This is a genomic window from Brevibacillus sp. SKDU10 (assembly GCF_001645205.1).
Taxonomy (GTDB): Bacteria; Bacillota; Bacilli; order Brevibacillales; family Brevibacillaceae; genus Brevibacillus_B; species Brevibacillus_B halotolerans.
The window spans coordinates 65,127-76,839 of record NZ_LSSO01000175.1 but is presented as its reverse complement, the minus strand read 5'-3'; the positions used below and the strand labels follow the sequence as shown (position 1 = coordinate 76,839).

Genomic DNA, 11,713 nt, shown 5'->3' with positions numbered 1-11,713 from the left:
TTGTCCATATACAATTGGGCGGATACCTATCATTCATAGCAAGACCTAGACTCAGACGTCCACAGAGCCACAGAAACAGGGTAAGATGAGCTTTTAAAGTTGTATGAAGGTATTGGGGGAGGGGGTATCAAAAGCCTACACAGCGCCAACGCTAGACCGCGTGTCAGTCTTCTGTAAAAAAAGTTCCCTAAATGGATTTTCAGAAATGAAAGGGGGTGAGGGAATGGCTAGACCAAGGCAACCAGTTGACTTGCTGCTCTACAAGGGAAAGAAAAACCTAACAAAAGCTGAAATAGAACAGCGTAAAGCCCAAGAAATAAAGGCGGCAAATGACAAAGTTAAGCCTCCTAACTACCTACCGAAAGACTTGAAAAAAGAATTTAAAAAGATTGCAAGCGAGCTGCTGCAAATCGGCATCATGACTAATCTTGATGTAGATGCACTGGCTCGCTTTTTATATGCCCGAAAGATGTATATAAAAGTCACAGATGCTTTGTTACAAACGGAATTGACAGTACAGCGCAAACAAGCAATTCATGATGAAGACGGGGCTGTAATTGACATGAACGAATGGGAGGAAGCAAACGCAGCTTATTCAGATTTATTGATTAACCAGGATAAATTATTTAAGCAATGTAGATCAGCAGCAAGTGACCTGGGCCTTACCATTGCTTCTCGATGCAAACTTGTAATACCGAAACAGGAGAAGCAGGAGCCTAGCGAGGTCGAAAAGACGTTCGGTGATTTATGATTAAACAATATCTAATTGACTATAGTCTTGATATCGTAGCTGGTGAGATAGTTGCTTGTGAGAAGCACAAATGGGCGTGTAGCCGTTTCCTGGATGATATCAAGAATGAGGGGACGGAACATTTTCCTTATATTTTTGACGAGGAAAAAGCACATCGGTTTTTATATTGGATGTCTTTGTTTCGACACACAAAAGGGAAACTTGCTGGTAAACGAATAACCCCTCATGAAATCCAAGTTTTTGTCTTTGGGAACATTTATGGATGGGTGCATAAGGATACAGGTCTACGACGTTTTCGGAAAGCGTACTGGCAGGTAGGGAGGAAAAATGCTAAGTCGCAATCTTTGGGAGCTGTAGCCAGCTATGAGTCCTCTGCTTTCGGTGAAAACATGTCAGAGGTTTACATCGGAGCTACCAAAGCCGAGCAAAGTAAAATTGTCTGGAATGAATCACGAACGCAAATTGATGGTTGCCCCGATCTAAAAGGTAAGTTCAAAGTAGCCTACGGAAAAATACAGCATCTCAAAAGTGAATCTTTTATCGCTGCTCTATCAAAAGATGCAGGAAAAACGGGTGACGGTTTTAACGTACAAGCTGGCATCATTGACGAGTATCACGCCCACCCTACTTCCGAAATTTATGACGTGCTTGTGTCGGGTATGGGCGCACGTAGTCAACCGTTAATGATGATTATTACAACAGCAGGATTCAACCTGCACCACCCTTGCTATCGTGTGGAATACAAGTATATTTCGAATATCCTTGATCCTCATTCATCCATAGAAAATGATGAATATTTCGTAATGGTCAACGAGCTTGACAAGGACGATGATATCAAAGATGAATCTGTCTGGATAAAAGCCAACCCGATCCTATGTTCATATGAAGAGGGTATGGCTTATTTGCGTGGCGAGCTTAAAGCAGCTTTAGACGTACCGGAGAAGATGCGAAACTACTTAACCAAAAATATGAATCGGTGGGTAGATCAGAAAGAAAACGGGTATATGTCACTGAAGGCTTGGGCCAAATGCGGCGTTGATGAATTCCCTAATCTTGCTGAATTTGATTGTATCGTTGGCATTGACCTGTCTAAAAAAATTGACTTAACCAGTGTGTCATTTGAATTTGATTTAAAAAATGACCACATTGCTATATTAAATCATTCCTTTATACCTGAGGATACGTTAGCAGTAAAAAGAAAAACAGATAGGTTCCCCTATGATCTATATATCCAGCAAGGTTGGATAACGGCTACTCCTGGGGCGGTTGTGGATTACACGTTTATTAAGGCGTATATTCAGCGTATGGAGCGCGAAAAGGAATGGAAAATCAAAGAAATCTGTTACGATCCATACAACGCAAACGCAATTCGCTGCTGATATGGAAGCAGAAGGCTATACCATGATTGAAATTAGGCAAGGGGTACGTACTCTATCAGAGCCGACTAAGAATTTCAGAGAAATGGTTTTGGAAAAGAAGGTTCTACATGACAAGAACCCTGTCCTAGAATGGTCAATTGGAAACGCAGTTACCAAGATGGATGCCCAGGAAAATATTATGCTGGACAAGTCTAAGTCTACGGGATCGGATCGACCCGATAGCGTCAGCGATAAACGCACATGTAAGGGTAATGTGTAGAGACCCGAAAGCGGATTTAAACGCACATATCTTATCGGTAATTTCAGTTTCTAAGAAAGGAGGAAAGAATGAAATTTATCCAATTCCTATGCTTATTTATCGAGGATATTCTCATTCTCTCTGGATTCGCTTGTATTACGACAGCCACCTACTTACTAAATGGTATCGCCGGACTTTATGTATCCGGTGTTTTTTTATGTCTTTTAGGCTTTCTAATCGGCAAGAAACTGTCGAGTGTACCTGACGACAGGAGGTGAAAGCAATGATATTCAGGAGCTTATTTCAAAATGAATCAGACTTACAGAATCCGAAAGACTGGCTCATTAATCTACTTGGTGGTTCCACTACGTATAGTGGGGAACGCGTAACAAGTGACACAGCTCTATTAAACAGTAATGTCTATACATGCGCGAGTATCTTAGGCGGCGATATCGGCAAGCTACCGATCCAGATTTTCACCCGCAAGGGAAAGAGAATCGAACGAGATCGAAATCATCCGGTCACGAGTCTACTAGGCATTCGGCCTAATCCGTATATGAGCGCCTACACGTTTAAAGAGTTGCTACAAGTACATGTAATGCTATGGGGAAATGCCTACGCTCTTATTGATTGGGGATGGAATGGCAGACCGGAGGCATTATGGCCCTTAAATCCATCTGTGACGGAAGTAACCACCGATTCAAACACAGGTGAAGTGTGGTATACAACGACTTTACCAAATGGAGAGCAACGTAAAATCCCGTGGTTTGATGTACTCCACTTAAAAGCTATTAGTAAGACAGGATTAAAGGGCATTTCCCCTATTTCATTCATCCGTGAAAAGATTGGGATTCAACAAGCGTCAGATAAATTTATCGGTGCGTTTTACGCGAATGGTACGACTAGTAGAGGGATTTTAAAAGTACCAAATATCTTGCAGCCGGAGGCGAAGGATCGAACAAGAGAAGAGTGGCAGAAATTAAATACCGGATTAAATAACGCTCATAAGGTCGCTATTTTAGACGGGGGTTTGGACTATCAAAGCTTAGGAATGCCGTTGAAAGATGCTGAATTTATTGAGACACAAAAGTTCGGCATTGGTGAAATAGCCAAAATCTATAAAATTCCACCCCATAAGTTAGGACAGTTGGATCGAGCTACCTTTTCAAATATTGAACATCAATCCATTGAATACGTAAAAAATACCTTGCAGCCGATCATAACCAATTGGGAGCAAGAAATTGATTATAAGTTATTCACTAGCAAAGAGCGCAAACAGTATTATTCCAAGTTTAACGTGGAAAGCGAGCTGCGCGGAGATAGTCAAAGTCGCGCTCAATACTATAAGGATATGGTATCTATTTCAGCTATCACCTTCAATGAGGTAAGGGAGAAAGAGAACCAGAATGGTTATGGGGAAATTGGCGATAGGCCTATCATTCCATTGAATATGACTTGGTTAGATCAACTAGAAGAACTACAAAAAACGAAGTCTAGCAAGGGGGGAAAGCAAGCAGATGAATAAGAGAGAAATTAGGCATATCCTCCACCCTATCGAAGTTCGATCTGATAAAGAAAATGGTCAACTTTCCATTAGTGGATATGTCGTCAAGTTTAACGAGCGCAGCAAGCTGATTTATGGGGAATTTTACGAAAAAGTGGCTCAAGGTGCGTTCTCTCGAAGTCTCGAAGAAAACACCATTAAAGCCCTATGGAATCACCGAACGGACTATGTTCTCGGCTCCACTAAAAATCAAACGCTACGACTAAGCGAAGATGATATTGGTCTACGATTCGAAGTTGATCTACCTAACAACACCTGGGGTAAAGATGCTTATGAATCCATCCAGCGCGGAGATGTAGACGGGGTTTCATTTGGTTTTCATGTCCGAAAAGATGCTTGGACATATCTAAAGGACGAAGATGTTTACGAACGAACGTTAACAGACGTAAACCTTGCTGAAATCTCCCCTACTCCATTTCCAGCCTATGACTCTAGCGAAGTCAATCAACGTAGTATGGAGCAATTTGGGATCACAACAAAAGAGCAGCGCAAACACGAAAAAGAAAAAATGTTACTAGAAATTGACCTTTTATCAATCGGATAAAGGTCTTTTTTTATTCTAAAAAGTGAGGGATAAACAACATGAATGAAAAAGAACGCGAACTACGTCAAGAACTAGCAGAATTGTTACAGGAAGCACGCAGCGCAACAGAATCAGGCAAGTTAGATGAGGCCCGAAAACATGCAGACAAAGCCAAGGAATTACGGAAACAGCTTGATCTAATGGAGGAACTACGTAACATGAAGCCGCCTAAAACAGAGCCAGTACAAGAGGCACGAGGCGAAGAAGATGCGATTAAATACCGTGATGTTTTTATGAAGGGTTTGCGCAATAAAAGTCTTACGGGTGAAGAACGTGAGGTACTTGAAAAGGTAAAAATGGAAGAGCGTGCAATGTCAGGTTTAACGGAAGAGGATGGAAATTTAATTATCCCGCAGGATATCCAAACAAAAATCAACGAGCTGTCACGTTCTTTTGATGCTTTGGAGCCATTTGTTACGGTTGAGCCTGTAAATACCCGTTCCGGTTCCCGTGTCTTGGAAAAAAACGCCGATATGGTTCCGTTTGCTGAAGTGGATGAAATGGGACTAATTAATGAAACGGACAACCCTAAATTCGGAAAATTGAACTATGCAGTAAAGGATCGAGCAGGTATCCTCCCTTTGTCCCGCAGCTTGCTACAAGATAGTGATCAAAACATTATTGCTTACGTAACTAAATGGCTTGGAAAAAAATCTAAGATAACGAGAAATAGTCTTATTTTAGAGAAGTTAAAAGCACTAAAGAAAAAAACATTAAAAGAAGTGGACGACATCAAAGACGTTCTTAACGTTGACCTTGATCCTGCTATTTCTGCTGGTGCTATCATTTTGACAAACCAAGACGGATATAATCATTTGGACAAACTCAAAGACAACGAAGGAAAGTATTTACTACAGCCCGACTCTACGCAGTCTACCCGTAAAACATTGTTTGGAAAATCGGTGGTTGTAGTGTCGAACCGATTCTTACCAACCACAGCCAAAAAAGCACCTTGCATTATCGGTAATTTGAAAGAGGCTATTGTACTGTTCAAACGCGAGCAAATGGAGCTTGCGTCAACTGAAACTGGTGGGGACGCATTTAAACGCAATACCCTAGATGTCCGAGCAATTCAGCGTGACGATCAAGCTGCGGTATTTGGTGAACTTGATTTAACAGCAAAATCAACAGAAAACAAGTAGGTGGTAAGAAATGCTAACCACCCTAGAAAAGGCCAAACAAATGCTAGGTATGAGGGGAAGCATTGTAAATGATACGCTCCTTCTCCCCTACATTACGGTGGCCTCTCAGCAAATAGAAGCCTATTGCAAGCGGAAGTTTAGGAAACAAGACTACACGGAATATCATGACGGAGGACGACATACGATTAACCTTTTGCACCTCCCGATCCATGACATATATCATGTAAAAGGGCCTAGTGGCTCCCTCCCCTACAAATTACTTAAATCTCAGGGAAGTATTTATTGTCCATATGGGTTTCCTGCTGGTAAGCATGGAATTGAAATTACGTATAATGGCGGTTATGTCTTGCCTGGGGAAGCAACGGAAGACAAGCCCAGACGTTACCAGAAGCAATTGAAATGGCTTGTATTCTTCTGGTAAAGGACTTGTTACACGAGTCTACAAGAGTCCAGGGGATTGAATCAGAACGTTTAGATGTCATGCATGTGAAATATAGACAGGAGAAAAAAGCATCGGCCTCCCATTTGCCACTTCATGTAGTTGCGTTACTATCGCCTTATGTAAGCAGGTGGGTCTAATGCGTGTGAATGTGAAAGTACGTGAGGATAAAAAGACGCTACGAAAGGTGAAAAAACAAGTAGCTGAACTATCCAAAACACGGGCGAAAGTAGGTTATTTGCAAGATAGAGAGCAATTGTTGATTGCTATTTTTAATGAATACGGGGCGAAGATACCTGTGACGGATAAGGTCAGAGGTCTTTTTCTTGCCCTTAGAATGCCATTAAAAAAAGACAAAAAATTTATCATCATTCCTGAGCGCTCCTTTTTGCGTGCTGGTTATGAAAAAAGTGAACCAACTCTTTTACGTGAAATGGAAAAGCTGCTAGACGATACTCTACAAGGCCGGATTACAGCCGAGCAAGCCATGAAAAATGCTGCTAAAAAGCTAACCGCAGATGTAAAAAGTCATATGCAGTCTGGATCATTTAAGGAAAACGAACCACTCACACAAAAGTCAAAAGGTGGCAACAACCCTTTGCTTGATGAGAAAAAATTGATTGATTCACTTGAATTTGAGGTGACAAGATGGTAAACGGAAGGATTTTTCAATTCAGCGGCTTACTTAACCGATTTACTACAACGTTTGAAGTGGAAGTTAAAACAAAAGGAGACTATGACGACACGGGGCGTTGGATGGAAGGGACGGAAAAAAATGAGCAGCGTACAGGGGCAATTGTTCCTATGCCTATGCGCATTGTAATGGAGCAAGGTGGTCGGTTTACTTTATCCGATCACCTTTTATATTGCCTTGATCCGATAGAGCTGCACAGTGAAGTTACTTATGCTGGTAACAGCTATCGAGTAGAAGAACCAACCGACTTTACCGCGTATGCAGACTGCTATCGTTATGTATTAAAGAGGGTGAGTCCATTTGATTAACTACAAGCAATTTGAACAAAACGTCATTACAGGAATGGCAAAATCCCTGGGAATCAAGGTCATTGCAGCCGATGGCTCAGGAGATCACCCCCCCTATCCATTTATAACGTACAAGTATGTGACTCCTTATAAAGATAAGTCACCTATGCCTATTGAAAAGTATGTACCCACAGCCGATACGCTAGAGGTTCACGCACAAAAACAGGTAGAAATGACGTTATCATTTACCTGCTGCCATAAAGACCATAGCGGCAGGAGCAGCAGAAGGAAAGTTAAAAAGCAAAATTGGACTCATCGGGATAGCAAGAAAGCTTTTTATTTTTGGGATCGTTGCTATTGCTCACATGCTGGATACTGCTTTAGGGGATCAACATGTGATTCGTAGTGCAACGATCTTTTTCTATATGGCTAACGAGCTACTGTCTATTTTAGAGAACGCTGGACGTATCGGATTACCAGTACCAAACGTAGTTAAACGAGCTGTAGAGGTCTTAAAAGATAAAGGAGATGGTAAGTAATGCAAGCAAAGAATACAACCAATATCAAGGGTATAGACGTGTCTAAATGGCAAGGGGAAATTAATTGGAATCAGGTTGCGTCTGACGGCGTGAAGTACGCTTTTATCAAGGCGACAGAAGGGACTAGCATAGGAAGCTAAAAAAAAATGCTCAGGAAGCCAATAGAGCCGGAATCAAGGTAGGCTATTATCATTTTGCCCACCCCGATATATCTGCCCAGGTACAGGCGGACCATTTTTTTCAAACGGTCAAAGGACTACCGTGTGATATGCCGTTAGTGCTTGATATTGAGACGGACAAGGGATTAACACCTGCGCAGATTACAGCGTTTTGTCTAGCGTTTCTTAACCATGTTAAGGGCCATACAGGAAAAACGCCTATGATTTATACAGGCGCTTATTTTGCAAAAAGAAACCTTGGGAAAGCTCTTGCTGGCTTTCCTTTATGGGTGGCCCATTATAATACAAACCAACCTATGCTAAATCCTACATGGAGCCGCTGGGCGGTATTCCAGTATTCCGATTGTGGGAAAGTGTCTGGTATTAACGGTAATGTAGACATGAACTGTATGGAAAAAGATTTTTGGGATGCAATTATGAAGGAGGAAACAACAGTGAAACTAGAGATAGCAAACGAAATTATTAGCCATTTACAGGGGCAATGGGCTTTTTATAATCAAATGGGTATGAAGGATAAGGCTGTTAGGATTAGGGAATTGGCAGATGAACTAAGGGTCGCTAGTGGACAAGCACCTCAAAACATACAACTCTTAAAAGGTTCCGCCAAACACCTATCAATTAAATAGAATAGACTATCCACAAAACAAGAAAAAATGTTACTTTTGGCTAAAATCATTTTTTCGTCATGGGGAAACAACTTTATCATTACTTGATGGTGATGTAAGACACCCATTGTTAAATTTTTCATAATAATATATCGTGAATTAATTTAACAAGGAAAGGAGCGAAGACGATGTCTATTTTTTTTGGTAACAATACCCCAAGAACTGTATATGCTGTCTTCAGTCTTTTTGATCCTAACTGTAATGGTTGAAATAAGTTTGGCTGGTGGACTTTGGAGCCTGGCAGGCGAAGATTGCTCAAGGAGGGTGATACCCGGGGGCTAAGGTTCTTTTTCTACGCAGAGGACGCTTTTGGAAATAGGTGGGATGGTCCTAATCGAACCACCGTACCTCAAGGGCCGTTCTATATGTGCTGGCTAGAGAGATGCACTCCTTGTAGAGAAGTAGGGTTTAGGCAAGTAGATGCCGACAACTCGCCCGAATTTATATTCGATATAGGCTCGGCGTTTTAAATTTCGTGAATATCCGTTTCTAGGCCAATCCTCTGGGGAGCTGGCAGATCGGGTAAGGATTGCAAGTGGACAGGAGCCGCAGAATAAAAAGTAAACAGTTATTAATAAAACGAGAAAACGTCCGAATACGAGGGAGATTCGGACGTTTCTACATAATGTTTTTTTCAGAAAGGGTCAGCTACTCTTCTTTATCCTTTTTTTTATAAATCTTATCCAAAAGGATAGAAACAAACACGGCTACTACGAAGCTAATTAAGTAACGAACAGGCTCTCTGATAAACCAATTATCAGCTATATTCATATCCTTTGTAATTTGCATAGTAGCATATACAGAAAAGATAATTAGAACCAACTTTAAAGTCTCTGTGTTCATCTTATCTCCTTTCTGTTTATTAAATGATAGCGTAAACGATACCTTCTGCAATATAACCGTAAGTTTTTGCAACCCACCCCCAAACATATGGCTCCAGGGCTTTGGTTACAGTTTCACGTACTTCTTCTAATGGACCCAATAAAATTACGCCATTCCAAAGAGTAAGCCATTTCTCTTCAGAAAGTTTTTCTTTTAAAATATCAGGGAATTTAGAATACATCTTTTTCGGTAACTCTTTTTTCACATACCCTTTCCCAAAATATTTCAGTAGCTTTGTTCCAAGAGAAACAAAACCCTGAGCTTCAAGTTATGCAGGCTCTTTTACTACTACTCTTGGTGCAGTTTCTAAAATTTCCTTAGCAGTTTCTTGGATGATCTTATCCATTTCTTTTTGTGACATTGGAGTTTGGTAAGAAACTGATTGCGACACTTTTTCTTGGGCAAACGCGCTGGTCGCCGGAGCTATAGCAGTCCCTAGAAACCCAACAGTAGATAAAATTGCAATTCCTTTAATTAACTTTTTGCTCATCATAAAGTATAACCTCTTTTCTAAATATTTTCAATAAAGGGATATTTTTACATTTAAACCTACACACGTTCCTTATTCTCGATCAATATAATTGCCCATAAGGAATAGCTGAACCACGGCTTTATTTTGTTATACAAGGTTTTCCGTACAGCTTATTTACATGTGACAACTACTAAGGGCAATGGAAACATTACATCCCGTTTCTTTTTTCTTTTCTTATTTCTTCAACATCTTTCTTTACTTCCTCTTCAATTGCCTTTTTTTCTTCATCCGATAAAGTTTCAACTAAACTTCTTACCGTAGGCAATGAATTATCGTCAAACATATCAATCCCGAAAATGATCCACTCTTGATCTTCTGGATCATCAAAATAAGAGTCATACCACCCTATATAAGATGTACCGGAATAAATCTGAACAGCACCCGCGGCAACCTGAAGAATTTTTTTACTGAAGCCTGCTGCTCGTCCTACAAAGCCATAATGCATATTCCCAAGGTCTTCACCATACAGAAAATGGCCGTCAAAATAATAGCTAGTTCTTGTTCCGTATTCTCTTTTATAATCCCATTCGCCTCTGGATTTAACCTTTGATGCAAATTTTTTACCAGTAGCCAAAGGATACGTTCCTTGTTTTTCTTCATTCATTGCGTAATAAGCCATATACGCGGCGTTATCTCTCATTTTTTTAGCAAATTCTGTAGTGATATCTTCCGTAGGCTCTCGATATGGTTCGACTGCATTGGTAGCCCGACTTTCAGATATCAATCTGTTATCTGAATTATCAGCCATAACAGTAGTACCTAAAGAAAATACTAAAGATGTTGACAATAATGAAGCTGTAATTTTTTTCATTTTAATTCCTCACTTTACATTATATTCTATATAATAAGGTATCTACTTTCTTAGATGTTAATTAGGAGGGGTATTTGTGAACAAATGGAAGTGGGCGATTAGTATATTGCTTTTAATACTCTTAGTGATTGGAGCTTTGTTCTATCATTTCTTTTATGCAATGTATAATCTTCCAGAAGGGAAATTAATTCATACAGTAGCATCACCTGATAAAAAGTACAGCGTAAATGCCTACATAGTTGAAGGTGGAGCCACAGTACCCGATTCGATCCGAGCTGAAGTTGTGACAAATAGTTCGGGGGAAAAAAACAATATCTACTGGGATTCTAAAATGGATACTGTTTCAATCAGTTGGGTGGATAACAAAACAGTCATAATCAATGGACATGAACTAGATGTAACAAAGGATGTTTATGATTGGAGAAGATAAAGCATTTTCTCTTCTCAATTGTTTCCACCTGGCTTTTATAGCATTAGAGTTGTAGTAGCGATATCCGAGTAGCATTTTTTTAGCCAACATCGCCTATACCTGATCGAAAATTGATTCCTTTTCGTTTTTCATTTTCAACTAAAGGAAATGAATTGTCTCATATTAACATGTTGTAAACCCCCTAGGAGGTCTTTAGTGAATAGCTGAAAAACGGCTTTTTAATTATTCCCCCTACTGGGTTTCGTAAAGTTTCCCGTACAGCTTATTCATATCGACCAACTAGTATCTAAGCTTCTCAAACATTACAATGTATTCATCTAGTTGCTGGCTCAGTTGTAGTACGGCTGGGTGTACTAACGAGCCTTTTTTGAAATACAATTGTGCTAATTCTTTGCGGAGGATTTCTATAAGCTTCTGTAGATCATCTTTCGATTGGGTATTTTCCATTTCACATTCCTTTATTTGAGTGATACAATTAATCCGAATAACAATTTTTGTTATTCACGACAGGGGCGTTCCAATTAGTTTGATGGCTAGGGGAACGTCCTTTTGAATTTTAAAAAAACAATTCCAAACCCTCCTTTCTTCCTCCTGTTCA

17 protein-coding genes and 3 pseudogenes are annotated in these 11,713 nt (G+C 40.2%); 15 read left to right on the top strand and 5 right to left on the bottom strand.

The window, feature by feature from the left end; all coding sequences use genetic code 11:
• Nucleotides 1-223 precede the first annotated feature (223 nt).
• The 14 genes and pseudogenes from AYJ08_RS16275 (at nucleotide 224) to AYJ08_RS24970 (ending at nucleotide 8,930) form a co-directional block, all read left to right on the top strand.
• Nucleotides 224-751, top strand: coding sequence for a phage terminase small subunit P27 family (locus tag AYJ08_RS16275; protein ID WP_064018598.1), 528 nt, complete (start codon nucleotides 224-226; stop codon nucleotides 749-751).
• Nucleotides 748-2,426: pseudogene (locus AYJ08_RS16270) on the top strand (terminase large subunit); the annotation flags it as partial. The gene AYJ08_RS16275 and the pseudogene AYJ08_RS16270, both read left to right, overlap by 4 nt.
• Nucleotides 2,427-2,457: 31 nt before the next feature.
• Nucleotides 2,458-2,646 (top strand): hypothetical protein, encoded by a 189-nt coding sequence (locus AYJ08_RS16265; protein ID WP_064018597.1) that lies wholly within the window; start codon nucleotides 2,458-2,460, stop codon nucleotides 2,644-2,646.
• Nucleotides 2,647-2,651: 5 nt separating this feature from the next.
• Nucleotides 2,652-3,893, top strand: a complete 1,242-nt coding sequence (locus AYJ08_RS16260) for a phage portal protein (RefSeq protein ID WP_064018596.1) — start codon at nucleotides 2,652-2,654, stop codon at nucleotides 3,891-3,893.
• On the top strand, nucleotides 3,886-4,476 hold the full coding sequence (locus AYJ08_RS16255) for an HK97 family phage prohead protease (protein WP_064018595.1): 591 nt from the start codon (nucleotides 3,886-3,888) through the stop codon (nucleotides 4,474-4,476). The genes AYJ08_RS16260 and AYJ08_RS16255 overlap by 8 nt, the downstream gene beginning before the upstream one ends.
• Before the next feature lie 38 nt (nucleotides 4,477-4,514).
• Nucleotides 4,515-5,657, top strand: coding sequence for a phage major capsid protein (locus AYJ08_RS16250; RefSeq protein WP_064018594.1), 1,143 nt, complete (start codon nucleotides 4,515-4,517; stop codon nucleotides 5,655-5,657).
• A 10-nt stretch (nucleotides 5,658-5,667) separates the two neighbouring features.
• On the top strand, nucleotides 5,668-6,078 hold the full coding sequence (locus AYJ08_RS16245; RefSeq protein WP_064018593.1) for a phage head-tail connector protein: 411 nt from the start codon (nucleotides 5,668-5,670) through the stop codon (nucleotides 6,076-6,078).
• A gap of 157 nt (nucleotides 6,079-6,235) precedes the next feature.
• Nucleotides 6,236-6,751, top strand: a complete 516-nt coding sequence (locus AYJ08_RS16240) for a hypothetical protein (protein WP_064018592.1) — start codon at nucleotides 6,236-6,238, stop codon at nucleotides 6,749-6,751.
• A complete protein-coding gene (locus AYJ08_RS16235; RefSeq protein ID WP_064018591.1) occupies nucleotides 6,745-7,098 on the top strand; it encodes a hypothetical protein in 354 nt (117 codons plus the stop codon). The genes AYJ08_RS16240 and AYJ08_RS16235 overlap by 7 nt, the downstream gene beginning before the upstream one ends.
• A 34-nt stretch (nucleotides 7,099-7,132) precedes the next feature.
• Nucleotides 7,133-7,291, top strand: a pseudogene (locus tag AYJ08_RS25055) (phage neck terminator protein); the annotation flags it as partial.
• Nucleotides 7,292-7,349: 58 nt separating this feature from the next.
• Nucleotides 7,350-7,616, top strand: a pseudogene (locus AYJ08_RS16230) (phage holin family protein); the annotation flags it as partial.
• The gene (locus AYJ08_RS24775; protein WP_082890993.1) at nucleotides 7,616-7,756 is read left to right on the top strand and encodes a GH25 family lysozyme; all 141 of its coding nucleotides are present in this window, start codon (nucleotides 7,616-7,618) and stop codon (nucleotides 7,754-7,756) included. The pseudogene AYJ08_RS16230 and the gene AYJ08_RS24775, both read left to right, overlap by 1 nt.
• A 32-nt stretch (nucleotides 7,757-7,788) precedes the next feature.
• Complete coding sequence (locus AYJ08_RS16225; protein ID WP_082890992.1) at nucleotides 7,789-8,421, top strand: glycoside hydrolase family 25 protein; 633 nt, start codon at nucleotides 7,789-7,791, stop codon at nucleotides 8,419-8,421.
• A 269-nt stretch (nucleotides 8,422-8,690) separates the two neighbouring features.
• The gene (locus AYJ08_RS24970) at nucleotides 8,691-8,930 is read left to right on the top strand and encodes a DUF1036 domain-containing protein (protein ID WP_082890991.1); all 240 of its coding nucleotides are present in this window, start codon (nucleotides 8,691-8,693) and stop codon (nucleotides 8,928-8,930) included.
• Between the two features lie 178 nt (nucleotides 8,931-9,108).
• Here the strand turns inward: AYJ08_RS24970 and AYJ08_RS16220 are convergent, their stop codons facing one another.
• From AYJ08_RS16220 to AYJ08_RS16210, 4 genes are all read right to left on the bottom strand, one after another.
• On the bottom strand, nucleotides 9,109-9,303 hold the full coding sequence (locus AYJ08_RS16220; RefSeq protein ID WP_064018589.1) for a hypothetical protein: 195 nt from the start codon (nucleotides 9,301-9,303) through the stop codon (nucleotides 9,109-9,111).
• A gap of 19 nt (nucleotides 9,304-9,322) precedes the next feature.
• Nucleotides 9,323-9,547: a hypothetical protein gene (locus AYJ08_RS24550; RefSeq protein ID WP_231929128.1), complete on the bottom strand. Its 225-nt coding sequence runs from the start codon at nucleotides 9,545-9,547 to the stop codon at nucleotides 9,323-9,325.
• Between the two features lie 63 nt (nucleotides 9,548-9,610).
• Nucleotides 9,611-9,835: a hypothetical protein gene (locus AYJ08_RS24545; protein WP_231929127.1), complete on the bottom strand. Its 225-nt coding sequence runs from the start codon at nucleotides 9,833-9,835 to the stop codon at nucleotides 9,611-9,613.
• 187 nt (nucleotides 9,836-10,022) lie between these two features.
• Nucleotides 10,023-10,685 carry a polymorphic toxin type 44 domain-containing protein gene (locus AYJ08_RS16210; protein WP_064018588.1) on the bottom strand — a complete coding sequence of 221 codons (663 nt, stop codon included), beginning with the start codon at nucleotides 10,683-10,685 and terminating at the stop codon, nucleotides 10,023-10,025.
• 76 nt (nucleotides 10,686-10,761) lie between these two features.
• On the opposite strand from AYJ08_RS16210, the gene AYJ08_RS16205 reads away from it, so the two are divergent.
• Entirely contained in the window at nucleotides 10,762-11,115 is a 354-nt protein-coding gene (locus AYJ08_RS16205; protein ID WP_064018587.1) for a DUF5412 family protein, read from the top strand.
• A 279-nt stretch (nucleotides 11,116-11,394) separates the two neighbouring features.
• Here AYJ08_RS16205 and AYJ08_RS16200 read toward each other — a convergent pair whose 3' ends face one another.
• Entirely contained in the window at nucleotides 11,395-11,562 is a 168-nt protein-coding gene (locus tag AYJ08_RS16200) for an aspartyl-phosphate phosphatase Spo0E family protein (RefSeq protein WP_064018586.1), read from the bottom strand.
• Between the last annotated feature and the right edge of the window lie 151 nt (nucleotides 11,563-11,713).

What these genes read in the sequence shown, in the direction of transcription:
- AYJ08_RS16260 (WP_064018596.1), top strand. Translation starts at nt 2,652, where the DNA reads ATGATATTCAGGAGCTTATTTCAAAATGAATCAGACTTACAGAATCCG.
- AYJ08_RS16250 (WP_064018594.1), top strand. Translation starts at nt 4,515, where the DNA reads ATGAATGAAAAAGAACGCGAACTACGTCAAGAACTAGCAGAATTGTTA.
- AYJ08_RS16265 (WP_064018597.1), top strand. Translation starts at nt 2,458, where the DNA reads ATGAAATTTATCCAATTCCTATGCTTATTTATCGAGGATATTCTCATT.
- AYJ08_RS16255 (WP_064018595.1), top strand. Translation starts at nt 3,886, where the DNA reads ATGAATAAGAGAGAAATTAGGCATATCCTCCACCCTATCGAAGTTCGA.
- AYJ08_RS16245 (WP_064018593.1), top strand. Translation starts at nt 5,668, where the DNA reads ATGCTAACCACCCTAGAAAAGGCCAAACAAATGCTAGGTATGAGGGGA.
- AYJ08_RS16200 (WP_064018586.1), bottom strand. Translation starts at nt 11,562, where the DNA reads ATGGAAAATACCCAATCGAAAGATGATCTACAGAAGCTTATAGAAATC.
- AYJ08_RS16235 (WP_064018591.1), top strand. Translation starts at nt 6,745, where the DNA reads ATGGTAAACGGAAGGATTTTTCAATTCAGCGGCTTACTTAACCGATTT.
- AYJ08_RS24775 (WP_082890993.1), top strand. Translation starts at nt 7,616, where the DNA reads ATGCAAGCAAAGAATACAACCAATATCAAGGGTATAGACGTGTCTAAA.
- AYJ08_RS16275 (WP_064018598.1), top strand. Translation starts at nt 224, where the DNA reads ATGGCTAGACCAAGGCAACCAGTTGACTTGCTGCTCTACAAGGGAAAG.
- AYJ08_RS16210 (WP_064018588.1), bottom strand. Translation starts at nt 10,685, where the DNA reads ATGAAAAAAATTACAGCTTCATTATTGTCAACATCTTTAGTATTTTCT.
- AYJ08_RS16220 (WP_064018589.1), bottom strand. Translation starts at nt 9,303, where the DNA reads ATGAACACAGAGACTTTAAAGTTGGTTCTAATTATCTTTTCTGTATAT.
- AYJ08_RS24545 (WP_231929127.1), bottom strand. Translation starts at nt 9,835, where the DNA reads ATGATGAGCAAAAAGTTAATTAAAGGAATTGCAATTTTATCTACTGTT.
- AYJ08_RS16240 (WP_064018592.1), top strand. Translation starts at nt 6,236, where the DNA reads ATGCGTGTGAATGTGAAAGTACGTGAGGATAAAAAGACGCTACGAAAG.